The sequence below is a fragment of the Nonomuraea sp. NPDC050153 genome, assembly GCF_044460125.1.
Taxonomy (GTDB): domain Bacteria; phylum Actinomycetota; class Actinomycetes; order Streptosporangiales; family Streptosporangiaceae; genus Nonomuraea.
Map to the genome: position 1 here is coordinate 1 of NZ_JBITJQ010000013.1, position 15,901 is coordinate 15,901.

Annotated in this window: 15 protein-coding genes; 4 read left to right on the forward strand and 11 right to left on the reverse strand. The window is 71.2% G+C overall.

Going from position 1 to position 15,901, the window contains the following annotated elements; genetic code table 11:
• Window positions 1-565: 565 nt before the first annotated feature.
• Complete coding sequence (locus ACIBQ1_RS29130; protein WP_397282469.1) at window positions 566-1,009, reverse strand: MarR family winged helix-turn-helix transcriptional regulator; 444 nt, start codon at window positions 1,007-1,009, stop codon at window positions 566-568.
• 75 nt (window positions 1,010-1,084) lie between these two features.
• On the opposite strand from ACIBQ1_RS29130, the gene ACIBQ1_RS29135 reads away from it, so the two are divergent.
• Complete coding sequence (locus ACIBQ1_RS29135; protein WP_397282471.1) at window positions 1,085-1,471, forward strand: PPOX class F420-dependent oxidoreductase; 387 nt, start codon at window positions 1,085-1,087, stop codon at window positions 1,469-1,471.
• 657 nt (window positions 1,472-2,128) lie between these two features.
• Window positions 2,129-3,703, forward strand: a complete 1,575-nt coding sequence (locus tag ACIBQ1_RS29140) for a glycosyltransferase family 39 protein (RefSeq protein ID WP_397282473.1) — start codon at window positions 2,129-2,131, stop codon at window positions 3,701-3,703.
• Window positions 3,704-3,776: 73 nt separating this feature from the next.
• Here ACIBQ1_RS29140 and tyrS read toward each other — a convergent pair whose 3' ends face one another.
• Window positions 3,777-5,042, reverse strand: a complete 1,266-nt coding sequence (tyrS, locus tag ACIBQ1_RS29145) for a tyrosine--tRNA ligase (RefSeq protein WP_397282475.1) — start codon at window positions 5,040-5,042, stop codon at window positions 3,777-3,779.
• 102 nt (window positions 5,043-5,144) lie between these two features.
• On the opposite strand from tyrS, the gene ACIBQ1_RS29150 reads away from it, so the two are divergent.
• Window positions 5,145-5,546 carry a PH domain-containing protein gene (locus ACIBQ1_RS29150; RefSeq protein ID WP_397282476.1) on the forward strand — a complete coding sequence of 134 codons (402 nt, stop codon included), beginning with the start codon at window positions 5,145-5,147 and terminating at the stop codon, window positions 5,544-5,546.
• Here ACIBQ1_RS29150 and ACIBQ1_RS29155 read toward each other — a convergent pair.
• From ACIBQ1_RS29155 to argC, 8 genes are all read right to left on the reverse strand, one after another.
• Window positions 5,486-6,202, reverse strand: coding sequence for a DNA-3-methyladenine glycosylase (locus ACIBQ1_RS29155; protein ID WP_397282477.1), 717 nt, complete (start codon window positions 6,200-6,202; stop codon window positions 5,486-5,488). The two genes, ACIBQ1_RS29150 and ACIBQ1_RS29155, sit on opposite strands and share 61 nt — an antisense overlap.
• On the reverse strand, window positions 6,184-7,629 hold the full coding sequence (gene argH, locus ACIBQ1_RS29160; protein ID WP_397282478.1) for an argininosuccinate lyase: 1,446 nt from the start codon (window positions 7,627-7,629) through the stop codon (window positions 6,184-6,186). Before argH ends, ACIBQ1_RS29155 begins: the two co-directional genes overlap by 19 nt.
• 109 nt (window positions 7,630-7,738) lie before the next feature.
• Window positions 7,739-8,245, reverse strand: coding sequence for an arginine repressor (locus ACIBQ1_RS29165; protein ID WP_397282479.1), 507 nt, complete (start codon window positions 8,243-8,245; stop codon window positions 7,739-7,741).
• Entirely contained in the window at window positions 8,242-9,159 is a 918-nt protein-coding gene (gene argF / locus ACIBQ1_RS29170) for an ornithine carbamoyltransferase (protein ID WP_397282732.1), read from the reverse strand. Before argF ends, ACIBQ1_RS29165 begins: the two co-directional genes overlap by 4 nt.
• Before the next feature lie 2 nt (window positions 9,160-9,161).
• Window positions 9,162-10,328, reverse strand: coding sequence for an acetylornithine transaminase (locus ACIBQ1_RS29175; RefSeq protein WP_397282480.1), 1,167 nt, complete (start codon window positions 10,326-10,328; stop codon window positions 9,162-9,164).
• Entirely contained in the window at window positions 10,328-11,200 is an 873-nt protein-coding gene (gene argB, locus ACIBQ1_RS29180) for an acetylglutamate kinase (RefSeq protein WP_397282481.1), read from the reverse strand. Before argB ends, ACIBQ1_RS29175 begins: the two co-directional genes overlap by 1 nt.
• Window positions 11,197-12,348 carry a bifunctional glutamate N-acetyltransferase/amino-acid acetyltransferase ArgJ gene (argJ, locus tag ACIBQ1_RS29185; protein WP_397282483.1) on the reverse strand — a complete coding sequence of 384 codons (1,152 nt, stop codon included), beginning with the start codon at window positions 12,346-12,348 and terminating at the stop codon, window positions 11,197-11,199. Before argJ ends, argB begins: the two co-directional genes overlap by 4 nt.
• 67 nt (window positions 12,349-12,415) lie before the next feature.
• Window positions 12,416-13,438 (reverse strand): N-acetyl-gamma-glutamyl-phosphate reductase, encoded by a 1,023-nt coding sequence (argC, locus tag ACIBQ1_RS29190; RefSeq protein ID WP_397282484.1) that lies wholly within the window; start codon window positions 13,436-13,438, stop codon window positions 12,416-12,418.
• Between the two features lie 176 nt (window positions 13,439-13,614).
• On the opposite strand from argC, the gene ACIBQ1_RS29195 reads away from it, so the two are divergent.
• Entirely contained in the window at window positions 13,615-13,854 is a 240-nt protein-coding gene (locus ACIBQ1_RS29195; RefSeq protein ID WP_397282485.1) for a hypothetical protein, read from the forward strand.
• Window positions 13,855-13,858: 4 nt separating this feature from the next.
• On the opposite strand, the gene ACIBQ1_RS29200 is transcribed toward ACIBQ1_RS29195, so the two are convergent.
• A complete protein-coding gene (locus tag ACIBQ1_RS29200; protein ID WP_397282486.1) occupies window positions 13,859-15,898 on the reverse strand; it encodes a bifunctional aldolase/short-chain dehydrogenase in 2,040 nt (679 codons plus the stop codon).
• Window positions 15,899-15,901: the final 3 nt, after the last annotated feature.

Consider the following 15,901-nt stretch of genomic DNA (forward strand, 5'->3'; position numbering starts at 1 on the left):
CAAGCAATAACCGTCAATAATGACGGGGATATGCATGTGTTACTCATGCACTGGCTTTTAACACACTGTTGAGTTCTCAAGAAACGGACGCGTACATCTTCGCTCAAGTCTCTCGACCTTCGCTCGGAGGCGTGCCTCGCGCTTTCCTAAAATTTACCGAGCTGTTCGGCATCCGTCAAATCCAGGGGATTTGCTGGAGACCACTCAGACTTGCTTAGGATGGTGCACCCTGGTTGTCCCAGGGCAACCCTCGTAACTTACCGTGTCATCCAGAGCCTGTCGAATCAACCGATTTTTCGGTGATCTCCAGTGCACCAGACGACGACCCAGGCTCCGAGCGCGCCGAAGCGACTCCGCCGAGTGGCTCGTCATTTCAAAGGGCTTGCGCGGGGGCCCGTCCGCCGTGATCGGCGTCCGGCTCACTCCCGGCGCGAACTGAAAGACTAGGTCGCGATCCGCGACACGTCAAATCGCCTCGCCAGACGGCGTGTCACGCCCGGTCCCGCCAAGCGGCGGGCACCCCACCGCCCCCGTCCCCGCCCGCCCAGCAACACAACCGGCGGCGTCACAACTCCAGGGTGGCTCGGGCGATCGCCTCGTTGCATCGGGCCAGCAGGCTCCGCAGCTGGTTCCGCTCCTCCGGGCTGAACTCGCTCGCGATCGCCCGTTCGATCACCGTGGCCCGCTCATCCGCCGCCGTCAGCGCCGCGCGCCCGGCCTCGGTCAGCCGGGTCTCCAGAACGTTGCGGTGCCATGGGTGCGGTGAGCGTTCGATGAAGCCGCGTTCCTCCAGGTTCTTGAGGACGACGGTCATGGCCTGGGGTGTGACCAGGCACGCTCTCGCCAGCGCCGCGCCCGAGATGCCGGGGCTGCCGGCCAGCGCGAGCAGCGTCGCGTACTGGGGAACGGTCAGCCCCGCCGGCCGGACGGCGGCCTGCTTGGCCGCGATCAGGGCCTGCTCCGCACGCTTGATGTCCAGACCGAGGCGTTCGTCTACAGGCATCCCCATGGTAGGAATAGTACAACATTGATAGATATAAAAGCTTTGATAACCTCGGGCGTGTCTACGCTTTGGAGGAGAGACGTGATCATTCCCGACAGCCACCTGGACCTGCTGGAGCGCCCGCTGTTCGCCCACCTGGCGACGATCGGGGCCGACGGGGCGCCCAACGTGAACCCGGTCTGGGCGATCTGGGATGGGGAGTACTTGCGCTTCACGACCACCACGGATCGCATCAAGTACCGAAATGTCGTGCAACATCCGCAGATGGCGGTCTCTATCAACGACCCTGAGCAGCCGTACCGCTACCTGGAGATCCGTGGCGTGGTCGAGCGGCTGGACCCCGACCCCTCGGGTGACTTCTTCGACGTGCTGGCCAACCGGTACGGGCTGGAGTACAAGCGGCCGGTCGGGGATGCCGAGCGGCGGGTGGTGATTGTCATGAAGCCGACGCGCGTCACTCGGCAATGACCGCGCCGGTCCCGGCGACGCCATCCCCGGGTGTTCCTCCGGCTCTGTAAGGGGCCTCTTTTCAGGTGCGCTGTAGGTGCCCGGCGGGGATGAGGGGATGGCCGGCGTGCCCGGGAATGCTGGGGCCCGGGGATGGGGCGCGCTGCTGTCTCGGGACGTGCCCGGCAGGCCGCGGGTGCCGGTTGCAGGAAGGCGCCGCGCCTCAAGCGCCGCACGACTGCTGCGTGAGGGGCAGGCGTTGCCCGACGTGGACGGCAGCACCGCTGGATCCGGCGCAGACGCTCGGACGGGCGAGTTCGGCGTGGATGGCTGGGCGGGAGAAACCCGACTCGGACCGCTCGGGCAGGAGAAACCCGACTCGGACGGCTCGGGCGGATGAATCCGACGCGGAGGCCGGATGGGAGACCAGACGCGGGCGCCCGAGCGGGTGGGCCCGAACCAAGACAGCCGGACGGGAACTCCCGACGCAGGGGCCGGAGCGGGTGGATCCCGCGCGGACTGCCGGACGGAAGAACCCCCACGCGGGCGGGTCGGTTCGGGTTCCGGGGTGAAACGTTCGCGGGACCGTGACCACAGAGGGACTGCCTCGACGCCCCTCGGTCCCGCATAAGGGGTGAACGCGAATAATCCCCACCTTCCCCCGCGTATCCTGCCCCGGTGACCACTGCCGCCACGCTCGCTCCCCCCGCCCGCCCCGCCAAACGCCTCCGTACGGCCGCCACCCCGTGGTGGATGTCCGTGCTCGCCGGCATCGCGGCATTCACGGGCACGGGATCCGCCACCCTCAACGGCGACGAACTGGCCACCATCAGCGCCGCCTCCCGTTCGCTGTCCGGGATGTGGGAGCTGGCGCGGCACATCGACGGTCACTTCCTCCCGTACTACCTGTTCATGCACTTCTGGGTGAAGGCGGGCACGGCGGAGCTGTGGTTGCGGCTGCCGTCGGCGGTGGGGATCGGCGTGGCCGCCTGGTTCCTCGTCGATCTGGGGCGGCGGCTGCACAGCACGCGGGCCGGGGTGATCGCGGCCGCCATCTTCGCGATCCTGCCCTCGGTGTCCTATTTCGGGGCCTTCGCCAGGTCGTACGCGTTCGCCGCGGCCGCGGTGGTGTTCTCGTTCTGGGCGTTGCATCGGGCCGTGGAGCGGTCCGAGGCCAGGCGGTGGGTGGTGTACGGGGTGGCGGTGGCCCTCGTGTGCTCCACCCACCTGTTCGCGGTGCTGGTGCTGCCCGCCCACCTGCTGCTGGCACGGCGGGCCTGGGTGGTGCCGATGCCGGCGGCCATGGCCGCCGGGAGCGTGCCCGCCGCGGTGCTGGGGCTGGTGGGGTTCGGGGAGCGGCACGCGATCAGCTGGATCCCGCAGCGTGGGCCGGAGGTGTGGCTCAAGTTCCCGAAGATGGCGGCGGGCGCGACCGGGCTGGGCGTGATGTTGTTCGCCTTGGCGCTGGCCGGTGCGGTGCTGCTGTGGAGGGCGGCGCGCGGGGACACGGGATCGATGGCGCCGCGCGGGGACGCAGGACCAGTGGCGGCGCGCGGGGACGCGGGACCGGTGGCACCGCGCGGGAGCGCGGAATCAGTGGCGCCGGGTGAAGGCGCGGGACCGGTGGCCGGCAGGGTGTGGGTGTTCGCGCTGGTGGGATGGCTGGTGCTGCCCCCGGTGCTGCTGCTTGCCGTGTCGCAGCTCGTGACGCCCGTCTACGTGGACCGGTACCTGTTCGTGACCGCCCCCGCGCTGGCGCTGCTGGCCGGGCTCGCCGTGGCGGCCCTCCCCCGGTTCCAGGTGGTGGCCGCGGTCGTGGTGGTGCTGCTCGGGTGCGCGCTGTCCGTCCAGGAGCACATCACCGTGCGCGAGGAGAACGGACGCTTCGAGAACATCCCCTGGGCCCTGCGCGTGATCAAGGCCGAGCCCGACGACGCGATCGTGTACGGCCAGAGCCAGCTCCGCACCGGATTCGAGTACTACGCGGACTCCTCGATGCCCGTCGACGTGCTCAAGAGCGGTGAGGAGCCCTCGCCCGACGGGTTCGGGTACCCGGAGCGGTCCGATGCGGCGGCGGCGCTGGAAGGGCGCGAGCGGGTGTGGGTGGTGTGGCGCGGGAGCAAGCAGTCGGGCCTCGACGGTGAAGCGGTTCCGAGGGTCGCCGAGGTGGTGAAGGCGGGGTTCAAGCTGAGCCTGGCCAAGCACTCGGCCGAGCTGCCGGGGCTGACGGTGGCGCTGTTCGTGCGACGATGATCCGACAATGATCGGATGACGCGAAAGCGGGCCCTTCCCCAACCGGGAAGGGCCCGCTTTCGGTGTGCGGAGGTCAGCCGACCTCGACGCCGCCGATCGACTTCTTGCCCCGCCGGAGCACCATGAACCGACCGTGGAGCAGGTCTTCCGAGCCCGGTACGTACGCCTCGTCGGTGATCTTGACGTTGTTGAGGTACGCCCCGCCCTCCTTCACCGCCCGCCGGGCCGCCGACTTCGACTCCACCAGGCCGCTGTCGGCCAGGAGGTCCACGAACGGCACCCCGACCTCCGGGATCGCGGCCTTCGGCACCTCGGCCAGCGCCGCCCCCAGAGTGGAGGCGGGCAGGTCTTCCAGCGCGCCCTGGCCGAAGAGCGCCTTCGAGGCCGCCACGACCGCGTCGAGTTCCTCCTTGCCGTGGAGCAGCTCCGTGAGGTCCTCGGCGAGCGTCCGCTGCGCCTCGCGGGCGAAGGGGCGTTCGGCGACGGCCTTCTCCAGGGCCTCGATCTCCTCGCGGCTCTTGAACGTGAAGACCTTGAGGTAGTGGATCACGTCACGGTCGTCGGAGTTGAGGAAGTACTGGTAGAAGGCGTACGGCGAGGTCATCTCCGGGTCGAGCCAGAGGGCGCCACCGGCCGTCTTGCCGAACTTGGTGCCGTCGGCCTTCGTGATCAGCGGCAGGGTGAGCGCGTGGACGTGCGCGCCCTCGATGCGGCGGACCAGGTCGGCGCCGGCCGTGATGTTGCCCCACTGGTCGCTGCCGCCGATCTGCAGCGTGCAGTCGTAGCGGCGGAACAGCTCCAGGTAGTCGTTGGCCTGGAGGATCTGGTAGCTGAACTCGGTGTAGCTCAGCCCCTCCCCCTGCAGGCGCGCGGAGACGGACTCCCTGGCGAGCATGCGGTTGACCGGGAAGTGCTTGCCGATGTCGCGCAGGAAGCCGATGGCGCTCAGCTCGCCGGTCCAGTCGAGGTTGCTGACCATGCGGGCGGCGTTCGGCTGGACGTCGAAGTCGAGGAAACGTCCGACCTGTCCGCGCAGGCGCTCCACCCATTCCGCCACGACCTCGGTGGCGTTGAGCGAGCGCTCGGTGTTGCGCCCGCTCGGGTCGCCGATCAGGCCGGTGGCGCCGCCGACCAGGCCGATCGGGCGGTGCCCGGCGAGCTGGAGGCGGCGCAGCGTGAGCAGCGGCACGAAGTGGCCCACGTGCAAGGAGGCGGCGGTGGGGTCAAAACCGGAATAGACCGTGATCGGGCCCTTGGCCATGGACGCGCGCAGGGCGTCGAGGTCGGTGGACTGAGCGATAAGCCCTCGCCAGGCGAGGTCATCGAGAATGTCGGTCACGGGTGCCGGCTTTCCGTTGAGACGTTGGACAGGTTGGACGTCAGGTATGACAAGCGTGCCCGATCGCGTGGGCGAACCGCCACTTGGATACGCTCTGTCTCCATGTGGAGGGTCCGTCGCGAGCTGGCCGTTTTCAAGATTTTAGGGGCTCTGGCGTGTGCTGGGCTCGCCGTCTACTGGTGGGTCTCCGGAGATCTCCGCGGCGTGATCCTGGCCGTCCCGGCGACCGTGCTGGTCGGAGGGATGGGGTTGCGTGATCTGATCGCCCCCGTACGGCTGGCGGCCGACCAGAGCGGGATCACCGTGGTGCACGGATTCGCGGGCAGGCGGCACGTGCCGTGGGAGGCGATCCGGGACATCAAGGTCGACGTGAGCAGGCGCTGGGGGCGGCGGAGCGAGATCCTGGAGATCGACACCGGCGACCACCTGCACATCTTCAGCCGTCACGACTTGGACGCCCCTCCGACCGAGGTGGCCGCGGCGTTGCGGCGGCGGGGTACGTGAGCGCGGTAGGGCGACACGGTCGGGTCGCCGTCGATCCAGAACCGCCACGGCGTGTCCTTGGCGGTCGAGATGCCGGTGCGCGGGCCTGAGCTGACCGACTCCGCCCCCGCCGCCCGGCCTTCCAGGACCGCCGCGGCCCCATGGGGCACCCCGGTCAACCGGTGGCCGGAGGCGATGGGCGCCGGCGCGATGGCGTCGAGGCCGTTGTGCTCGCGCAGCAGGCCGAGGACCACGGCCAGTCTGGCCGGGCCGCGGGCGAGGTCCCGGTCGGGGATCGCCTTGCCGTTGCCCATGGCGGAGCGCCGGGCGCGGGCCTCGTCGATGCCCGCCACCACCTCGCCGGCCCGCAGCAGCACGGCCGAGCCGAAGCCTTCCGGCAGGCACACCAGGTTCGCGCAGAAGTGCATGCCGTACGTGAAGTACACGTACATGTGTCCCGGCGGGCCGAACATCACGGCGTTGCGCGGCGTCTTGCCCCGGTAGGTGTGCGCCGCCGGGTCCTCGCCGGGGCCGCCGTACGCCTCGACCTCGGTCAGGCGCACGGCGACCGGGCCGTGCGCGAGCACGCGCCCGAGCAGCTCGGGCGCCACCTCGTGCGACGGCCGGTCGAAGAACCCCCGCGGCAGCGCGGCGGAGCTCAGCTCCCCGCTGCCCATGCCGCCTGCGTGTCGACCGCCTCCCGCAGCGCGACGAGCTGGTCGCGGACGCGGTCGGGCGCGGTGCCGCCGTGGGCCTTGCGCGCGGCCAGGGCGCCGGGCACGTTGAGCACGTCGCGCACGTCGGGCGTCAGGTGCGCGGACACCTTGACCAGCTCCTCGTCCGTGAGGTCGCCCAGGTCCTTGTCGTTGACCTGGCACCACACCACCAGGTGGCCGACCGCCTCGTGGGCCTCGCGGAAGGGGACCCCGCGGCGTACGAGCAGCTCGGCCAGGTCGGTGGCCAGCGCGAACCCGTCGGGCGCCGAGGACTCCATGCGGGCGGTGTTGACCCGCATGGTCGCGACCAGACCGGCCACCGCGGGCAGGACCAGCAGCAGCGTGTCGACGGCGTCGAAGACGGGCTCCTTGTCCTCCTGCAGGTCGCGGTTGTAGGTCAGCGGCAGGCCCTTGAGCGTGGTCAGCAGCGACATCAGGTTGCCGATCAGGCGCCCGGACTTGCCGCGGGCCAGCTCGGCGACGTCGGGGTTCTTCTTCTGGGGCATGATCGACGAGCCGGTGGAGTAGGCGTCGTCCATCTCGATCCAGCGGAACTCCTGCGAGGCCCACAGGACGATCTCCTCGCCCAGCCGCGACAGGTGCACGCCGATCATGGCCGCGTCGAACAGGAACTCCGCCGCGAAGTCACGGTCGGCGACGGCGTCCATCGAGTTGGGCGCGGCGGCCGCGAAGCCGAGCTCCTCGGCCACGGCCTGCGGGTCGAGCGGGAGCGACGACCCCGCCAGCGCGCCGGCTCCGAGCGGGGAGATCGCGGCGCGCTTGTCCCAGTCGGTGAGCCGGTCGATGTCGCGGGCGAAGGCGTGCACGTGGGCCAGGAGCTGGTGGCCGAACGACACCGGCTGCGCGTGCTGCAGGTGTGTCATGCCGGGCGCGGCCGTCTCGGCGTGCTGCTCTGCCTGGGCCATGAGCGCCGTCTCCAGCTCGACCAGGCGGGAGACGATCGTGCGGGCGTGATCGCGCAGATAGAGGCGCAGGTCGGTGGCGATCTGGTCGTTGCGCGAGCGCCCCGCGCGGAGCTTGCCGCCCAGCGAGCCGAGCCGCTCCAGCAGGCCGCGCTCCAGCGCCGTGTGCACGTCCTCGTCGGCGACCGTCGGCCGGAACTCGCCCGCCTTGCAGGCCCGCTCCAGGTCGTCGAGCGCGCCGATCATGCGCTCGAGCTCCTCGTCGCTCAGCAGCTCCGCCCGGTGCAGCACGCGGGCGTGCGCCCTGGACGCGGCCAGGTCGTACGGCACGAGCCGCCAGTCGAAGTGCACGCTCACCGACAGCCGGGCCAGCGCGTCGGACGGGCCGCTCTCGAAGCGCCCGCCCCACAGCCGCATCGGCTTGCCATCACTCACCGTTATCTCCTTCGTGTCCCCCGCGACCATAGTGCAAGTCACCCCTTCTTGGCGTCTCGTGCGGCGGCGATCCTGGTGTGGCTCGTGACAGTGGCCGGACCGCCGTACAGGGTCATGCGGATCTTGGCTCGGCGGCGCGCTAGGCGCGCCGGTCGGCCACCTTCAGCAGCGCGTCCGCGACCGCCTGGCCGCCGGTCGGGTCGCGGCTGATGACGAGAATCGTGTCGTCGCCCGCGACGGTGCCGAGGATCGACTCCCAGTCGGCGTGGTCGATGGCGGAGGCCAGGAACTGGGCCGCGCCCGGCGGAGTCCGTACGATGATCAGGTTGGCCGACGCCTCGGCGCCGACCAGCAGCTCCTCCGCGATGCGGTGCAGCCGCGCGGCCGGGCTCTCGCCGGTGCCCAGCCGGGTGAGCGGGATCCGGGCCCCGCCCTCGCCGGGCAGGGCGTAGACCAGGGATCCGTCGTCGGCGCGCAGCTTGAGCGCGCCGAGCTCGTCGAGGTCACGCGAGAGCGTGGCCTGGGTGACCTCGACGCCGCTCTCGGCCAGCAGCTTGGCCAGCTCCGGCTGGGAGCGCACGGCCTGCCGCATCAGCAGATCGGTGATCTTCGCCTGCCGCGCCGCCTTGGTCATCGGGATCGTCATCGCCTTGACACCAGCCAGTGGAGAAGCGCCTTCTGGGCGTGCAGCCGGTTCTCCGCCTGGTCCCACACGACGCTCCTCGGGCCTTCGAGGACCTCGTCGGTGATCTCGTGGTCGCGGTAGGCGGGCAGGCAGTGCAGCACGATCGCGTCGGACGCGGCGTGGTCGAGCAGCGCGGAGTTCACCTGGTACGGCATGAGCGCGGCGACCCGCGCCTCCTTGCCGTCCTGGCCCATCGACACCCACGTGTCGGTGGCGATCACGTGCGTGCCCTGGGTGGCGGCCACCGGGTCGGACAGCGCTATCACCGAGCCGCCCGTCCTGGCGGCGATGGCGGCGGCCTGGTCGAGGATGACCGCGTCGGGCTGGTAGCCGACCGGGGCCGCGATCCGTACGTGCATGCCGGCGGTGGCCCCGCCGAGCAGGTAGGAGTGGGCCATGTTGTTGGCGCCGTCGCCCAGGTAGGTGAGCGTGACCCCGGCGGTCCGGCCCAGCCTCTCCTGGACGGTCTGCAGGTCGGCCAGGATCTGGCAGGGGTGGAACTCGTCGGTGAGCGCGTTGACGACCGGCACCCGGGAGTGCGCGGCCATCTCCTCGATGAGCTCCTGCGCGGTGGTGCGCCACACGATGGCGGCGACCTGCCGGTCGAGCACCCGGGCGATGTCGGCGGTGGGCTCGCCGCGGCCCATGAGGACCGAGACGTTGTCCACGACCAGCGGCAGGCCGCCGAGCTCGCCGATGCCGGTGTGGAAGGAGACGCGCGTGCGGGCCGACGGCTTGTCGAACAGGACCGCGACCGTCTGCGGGCCCTCGAACGGGCGGTAGCCGAAGCGGTCCTTCTTCATGGCCGCGGCCAGGTCCAGCACCTCCGCCTGCTCGGCGGGCGTGAGGTCGTCGTCGCGCAGGAAGTGTCGCACAGTCACTTGGCCGCCTCCGCGAGGATCGCCGGGTACGCGGCCACGAGCGTGTCGATCTCCTCCGCCGTGACGACCAGCGGCGGCGCGAGGCGTACGGCGTCCGGCTGGAGGGCGTTGACCAGGAAGCCGGCGCCCTGGGCGGCCTTTTGGACCTCGGCCGCGCGGGGCTCGGTCAGCACGGTGGCCAGCCAGAGGCCGCGCCCGCGCACGCCCTTCAGCAGCGGGTGCCGGATCGACTCCAGGCCGGAGCGCAGCCGCGCGGAGGCCGACTTGACGTGGTCGAGGTCGAGGTTGCCGAGCACGGCCAGGGCCGCGGCGCACGCGACCGGGTTGCCGCCGAACGTCGAGCCGTGGTCGCCCTTGGCGAACAGCTTGCCCGCGTCGCCGAACCCGATGCACGCGCCGATCGGCAGCCCGCCGCCCAGGCCCTTGGCCAGGGTCAGGATGTCGGGTGTGACGCCGTCGGCCTGGTGCGCGAACCAATGGCCGGTGCGGCCGATCGCGGACTGGATCTCGTCGGCGACCAGGAGGGCGCCGGTGGAGTCGCAGATCTCGCGGGCCGCCTCGAAGTAGCCCTCGGGCGGCGGCACGACGCCGGCCTCGCCCTGGGTGGGCTCCAGGAAGACCGCGATGCAGTCGCCGGTCACGGCCTCCTTGAGCGCGTCGGCGTCGCCGTACGGGACGAAGCGCACGTCGACAGGGAACGGGCCGAACTGGTCGCGGATCGACGGCTTGCCGGTCAGCGACAGCGCGCCGATCGTTCGGCCGTGGAAACCGTTCTCTGCGGCCACGAAATAGGAGCGGCCCTCGCGCCTGCCGTATTTGAGGGCGAGCTTGTAGGCGGCCTCGTTGGCCTCGGTGCCCGAGTTGGCGAAGAAGACCTTGCCCGGGGCGTTCAGCAGGGTGAGGAGCTTCTCGGCGAGCAGCACCTCGGGCTCGTGCAGGAACAGGTTGCTGGTGTGCGCGATCGTGGCGACCTGCTTGGAGACCGCCTCGACCAGGGCGGGGTGGGCGTGACCGAGCGAGCTGGTCGCGATGCCGCCGATGAAGTCGAGGTATTCGTTGCCGTCCACGTCCCAGACGCGCGTGCCCTCGCCTCGTGCCAGCGCCACCGGCGGGACGCCGTAGTTGGGCATGAAGGCCGTTTCGAACCTCTGATACAAGCTCATCAGGGCATCACCATCGTTCCGATTCCCTCATTGGTGAATATCTCAAGCAGCAGTGAGTGCGGCACACGCCCGTCGAGCACGTGGGCCTGCGGGACGCCGCCCTGGACCGCGGTCAGGCAGGCCTCCATCTTGGGGACCATGCCGCTGGACAGCGTCGGCATCAGCCTCTCGAGCTCGCCGGCGCTGAGCTCGTCGATCACGTCGGTGTCGTCGGGCCAGTTGGCGTACAGGCCCTCGACGTCGGTAAGGACGATCAGCTTCTGCGCCCCGAGCGCCACGGCCAGCGCGGCGGCGGCGGTGTCGGCGTTCACGTTGTAGATCTCCCCGTCGTCCCCGCGCGCCACGCTGGAGACGACCGGGATGCGGCCGTTGTCGATCAGGGCCCGCACCGCGCCCGGATCGACCTTGATGATCTCGCCGACCTGGCCGATGTCCACGGGCTCGCCGTCCACGATCGCGTGCTTGCGCACGGCCGTGAACAGGTGGGCGTCCTCGCCGGACATGCCGACGGCGAACGGGCCGTGCCGGTTGACCAGGCCCACGATGTCGCGGTTGACCTGGCCGACCAGGACCATCCTGACGACCTCCATGGCCTCCGGCGTGGTGACCCGCAGCCCGGCGGTGAACGTGGACTCGATGCCCAGCTTGGCGAGCGCGCTGCTGATCTGCGGCCCGCCGCCGTGCACGACGACCGGGCGCAGGCCCGCGTGCTGCAGGAAGACGACGTCCTCGGCGAAGCCCGCCTTGAGCGACTCGTCGGTCATGGCGTTGCCGCCGTACTTGATGACGACGGTCGCGCCGTGGAAACGGGTGAGCCAGGGCAGCGCCTCGATCAGCGACTCGGCCTTGGCCTGCGAGCTGAGGGCCCTCATGAGGAGTACGCCGAGTTCTCGTGGACGTACTCGGCCGTCAGGTCCGTGGTGTGCACGGTCGCGGTGTGCGGGCCGGCCGACAGGTCGATCGTGATCGTCACGTCCCTGGGGCGCATGTCCACCTTGGAGCGGTCGTCGCCGACCGCGCCGCCGCGGCAGATCCAGATGCCGTTGATGGCCACGTTCAGGCGGTCGGGCTCGAACACCGCGTCGGTGGTGCCGACGGCGGCCAGGACGCGGCCCCAGTTGGGGTCCTCGCCGTGGATGGCGCACTTGAGCAGGTTGGAACGGGAGACCGTGCGGCCGACCTTGACCGCGTCGTCCTCCGAGTCGGCGCCGATGACCTCGATGGCGATGGCCTTGGAGGCGCCCTCGGCGTCGACCAGGAGCTGCCTGGCCAGGTCGGCGCAGACCTCGTGGACCTTCTGCCCGAACTCGGCGAGGTCCGGCTTGACCCCGGCGGCGCCGCTGGCCAGCAGGAGCACGGTGTCGTTGGTGGACATGCAGCCGTCGGTGTCGAGGCGGTCGAACGTCCTGGCCGTGGCCCCGCGCAGCGCGGCGTCGAGCTCCTCGCTGGTGAGGTCGGCGTCCGTGGTGATCACGCACAGCATCGTGGCCAGCGCGGGGGCGAGCATGCCCGCGCCCTTGGCCATGCCGCCGACCATGTAGCCGCTGCCGCGCCGGAAGGAGATCTTGGAGACGGTGTCCGTGGTGCGGATGGCGTCGGCGGCGGCCAGGCCGCCGTCGCGCGAGAGCTGGGTGGAGGCGGTCTCCACGCCGGTCAGCAGCGCGTCCATCGGCAGCCGCTCGCCGATCAGGCCGGTGGAGCAGACCGCGACCTCGCCCGCGGAGTCCTGGAGCACCTCGGCCATCTTCTCGGCGGTGGCGTGGGTGTCCTGGAAGCCCTCGGGGCCGGTGCAGGCGTTGGCGCCGCCGGAGTTGAGCACGACCGCGCGCAGCCGTCCGCCGGCCAGGACCTGCTGCGACCACAGCACGGGGGCGGCCTTCACGCGGTTGGCGGTGAAGACGCCCGCGGCGGCCCTGCTGGGCCCGTCGTTGACGACGAGGGCCAGGTCACGGGCGCCGCCGGACTTGATCCCTGCGGCGATGCCCGCGGCCCGGAAACCGAGTGGTGCGGTTACGCTCACGCCGCCTCCTTCGTCGGCAACGCAAGCGTTGGACGCCCGTGCTCATTGGTTCGTTCGCTGCGCTCTCTCACGGTGCGACTCCTGTCAGGGGAAGGCCGAACTCTTCGGGGAGGCCGAGTGCGAGGTTCACGCTCTGGACGGCGCCTCCGGCCGTGCCCTTGGTGAGATTGTCGATGGCGATGACGGCGACCACGCGGCCCGCGCGCTCGTCGAGCGTCACCTGCAGGGCGGCGGTGTTGGCGCCGTAGGTCATGGACGTGGCCGGCCACGTGCCCTCGGGCAGGAGCTTGACGAACGGTTCCGCCTTCAGCGCGGCCTCGTACGCCGTCCGCAGCGACTCCTTGGTGACGCCGGGCGCGGCCGGGGCCGTGCAGGTGGCGAGGATGCCGCGGCTCATGGGGGCCAGCGTCGGGGTGAACGAGACGCGGACCGGGGTCCCGGCCACGGCCGACAGGCCCTGCTCCATCTCGGGCGTGTGCCGGTGGACGCCGCCCACGCCGTACGCGCTGACCGAGCCCATGACCTCGCTGCCGAGCAGGTTGGGCTTGAGCGACTTGCCGGCGCCGCTGGTGCCGCTGGCGGCCACCACGACCACGTCCGGCTCGGCCAGGCCCGCGGCGAAGGCGGGCGACAGGGCCAGCAGGACCGAGGTCGGGTAGCAGCCGGGGACCGCGATGCGCCTGGCCGTCTTGAGGATCTCCCGCTGGCCGGGCAGCTCGGGCAGCCCGTACGGCCAGGACCCGGCGTGCTCGCCCCCGTAGAACTCCTGCCAGGCGGCCGGGTCGGTGAGCCGGTGGTCGGCTCCGCAGTCGACGACGATCGTCTCCGCGCCGAGCTGGGCGGCGACGGCGGCCGAGTGGCCGTGCGGCAGGGCGAGGAAGACGACGTCATGCCCGGCCAGCGTGTCGGCGGCGGTGTCTTCGATGACCCGGTCGGCCAGCTGGGGCAGGTGCGGTTGGTGGGCGCCGAGGCGGCTGCCCGCGCTGGACGCCGCGGTGAGCGCGCCGATCTCGAATTCGGGGTGACCGAGGAGGAGGCGGAGCAGCTCTCCCCCCGCGTAGCCGCTGGCCCCCGCGACAGCTGCCCTCATTCAGCCCTCTCTTCTGTATATTCATGCATCATTGCTCATGACCTTACTGTGAAGATAATGCACTTCACGGGATGGACATGCAAGCTGGATGCGTCCAGATGACCACATGGTGAGACGGGGAGTGTTCCCAGTCGGCTGCGGGCGAAGGCCGAACCGGGGCGGCGACGATGGGGCGCATGAGCGACTTCTTGCCCGATGTGCGGTTCGTTACCCCTGGCGGGAGAGACCCGGGGCGGCTCGGGCGGATCGGGGCCGCCTCGCCGGACTCGGAGGCGGGCGAGGTGACGCGGGCCCGGCTTACGCCGGAGGGCGGGCGCGCAGGGGCCGCCGTGACCGGGGGTTGGCTGGTCACGGCGGCCGGAGCCACGCTGACGGTGATCGGGATGGTGATCGGGATGGTGGCGGCCTACTCCTGAAGGGTCATCGCAGGAAGGCGGCGGCCACGCCCGCGTCCACCGGGATGTGCAGGCCCGTGGTGTGGGTGAGGTCGTCCCCGGTGAGGGCGAAGACGGCGGCGGCCACGTGCTCGGGCAGGACCTCGCGCTTGAGCAGGGTCCGCTGGGCGTAGAACTCGCCGAGCTTCTCCTCCTGCACCCCGTAGACGGCCGCGCGGTTGGCGCCCCAGCCCGAGGCGAAGATGCCGGAGCCGCGTACCACGCCGTCCGGGTTGATCCCGTTGACGCGGATGCCGTGCGTGCCCAGCTCGGCCGCCAGCAGCCGGACCTGGTGCGCCTGATCGGCCTTGGCCGCGCCGTAGGCGACGTTGTTCGGGCCGGCGAAGACGGCGTTCTTGGAGGAGATGTAGACGATGTCGCCGCCCAGCCCCTGGTCGATCAGGACCCGGGCCGTCTCGCGCGCCACCAGGAACGAGCCCCTGGCCATCACGTCGTGCTGCAGGTCCCAGTCGTCCAGGGTGGTCTCCAGCAGCGAGCGCGACAGCGACAGGCCGGCGTTGTTGACGACCAGGTCGACGCCGCCGAAGGCCAGCACGGCCGCGCGTACCGCCGCGGCGACCTGCTCCTCCGAGGTGACGTCCACGGCGACCGCCGCCGCCACGTCGGACACCCGGTACGCGGCCGCGCCGAGCTCGGCGGCGACCTTCTCCGCGGCGGCCACGTCGCGGTCGGCGACCACCACGCACGCGCCCTCGGCGGCCAGGCGGCGGGCGGTGGCCGCGCCGATGCCCGAGCCGCCGCCGGTCACCAGCGCGACGCGGGTGGCCAGGGGCTTCGGCTTGGGCATGCGGCGGAGCTTGGCCTCCTCCAGCTCCCAGTACTCGATGCGGAACTTCTCCGACTCGGGGATGGGGGCGTACGTGGAGACGGACTCGGCGCCGCGCATGACGTTGATGGCGTTGACGTAGAACTCGCCGGCCACGCGGGCGGTCTGCTTGTCCTTGCCGAACGAGAACATGCCGACGCCCGGCACCAGCACGATCGCCGGGTCCGCGCCGCGCATGGGCGGAGAGTCCGGGGTGGCGTTGCGGTCGTAGTAGGCGGTGTAGTCCGCGCGGTAGGCGGTGTGCAGCTCGCGCAGCCGTTCGACGGCCTGCTCCAGGGGCGCGTCCGGTGGCAGGTCGAGCACCAGCGGCGCGACCTTGGTCCGCAGGAAGTGGTCGGGGCAGGACGTGCCCAGGGCCGCCAGGCGCGGGTGCTCGGCGCGGGAGACGAAGTCCAGCACCTCGGGCGTGTCGGTGTAGTGGCCGACGACGCGGAGGTCGGTGGAGGCCAGGCCGCGGAGGTGCGGGAACAGCGCGGCGGCCCGCGCGTGCCGCTCGGCCTCGGGCAGCGTCTCGTAGATCTCCGAGCCGAACGGGTCGGGGCGGCCGTGCTCGGCCAGGTACGCCTCCGCGGTGCGGATGATCTCCAGCGAGCGGGACTCGCACTCCTGCGCGGTGGCGCCCCAGGCGGTGATGCCGTGGCCGCCGAGGATGCAGCCGATGGCCTGCGGGTTGGCCTCCTTGATGGCGGCGATGTCCAGGCCGAGCTGGAAGCCGGGCCGCCGCCACGGCACCCACACCACGCGGTCGCCGAAGACGCGCCCGGTCAGCTCCTCGCCGTCGGCGGCGGTCGCGAGCGCGATCCCGGCGTCGGGGTGCAGGTGGTCGACGTGCGCGGAATCGACCAGGCCGTGCATGGCGGTGTCGATCGACGGCGCCGCCCCGCCCTTGCCGTGCAGGCAGTAGTCGAACGCAGCGACCATCTCGTCCTCGCGCTCCACGCCCGGGTAGACGTTCACGAGCGCGCGGAGCCGGTCGAGGCGGAGCACGGCGAGCCCGGACTCCTTCAGCGTGCCCAGGTCACCGCCCGAGCCCTTGACCCAGAGGAGTTCGACGTCCTCACCGGTGACCGGGTCGGGCGCCGCGCCCTTGGCCGAGGTGTTGCCGCCCGCGTAGTTGGTGTTGCGCGGGTCGGCGCCCAGCCGATGAGAGCGTTCCAGCAGTTCCTTGACGACTTCCATGGT

Bases quoted from the DNA above. Each gene is read 5' to 3' on its own strand.
- ACIBQ1_RS29130 (WP_397282469.1), bottom strand. From the start codon at position 1,009: ATGGGGATGCCTGTAGACGAACGCCTCGGTCTGGACATCAAGCGTGCG.
- ACIBQ1_RS29150 (WP_397282476.1), top strand. From the start codon at position 5,145: ATGTGGAGGGTCCGTCGCGAGCTGGCCGTTTTCAAGATTTTAGGGGCT.
- ACIBQ1_RS29155 (WP_397282477.1), bottom strand. From the start codon at position 6,202: ATGGGCAGCGGGGAGCTGAGCTCCGCCGCGCTGCCGCGGGGGTTCTTC.
- argH (WP_397282478.1), bottom strand. From the start codon at position 7,629: ATGGTCGCGGGGGACACGAAGGAGATAACGGTGAGTGATGGCAAGCCG.
- ACIBQ1_RS29165 (WP_397282479.1), bottom strand. From the start codon at position 8,245: ATGACGATCCCGATGACCAAGGCGGCGCGGCAGGCGAAGATCACCGAT.
- ACIBQ1_RS29175 (WP_397282480.1), bottom strand. From the start codon at position 10,328: ATGAGCTTGTATCAGAGGTTCGAAACGGCCTTCATGCCCAACTACGGC.
- argB (WP_397282481.1), bottom strand. From the start codon at position 11,200: ATGAGGGCCCTCAGCTCGCAGGCCAAGGCCGAGTCGCTGATCGAGGCG.
- argC (WP_397282484.1), bottom strand. From the start codon at position 13,438: ATGAGGGCAGCTGTCGCGGGGGCCAGCGGCTACGCGGGGGGAGAGCTG.
- ACIBQ1_RS29195 (WP_397282485.1), top strand. From the start codon at position 13,615: ATGAGCGACTTCTTGCCCGATGTGCGGTTCGTTACCCCTGGCGGGAGA.
- ACIBQ1_RS29200 (WP_397282486.1), bottom strand. From the start codon at position 15,898: ATGGAAGTCGTCAAGGAACTGCTGGAACGCTCTCATCGGCTGGGCGCC.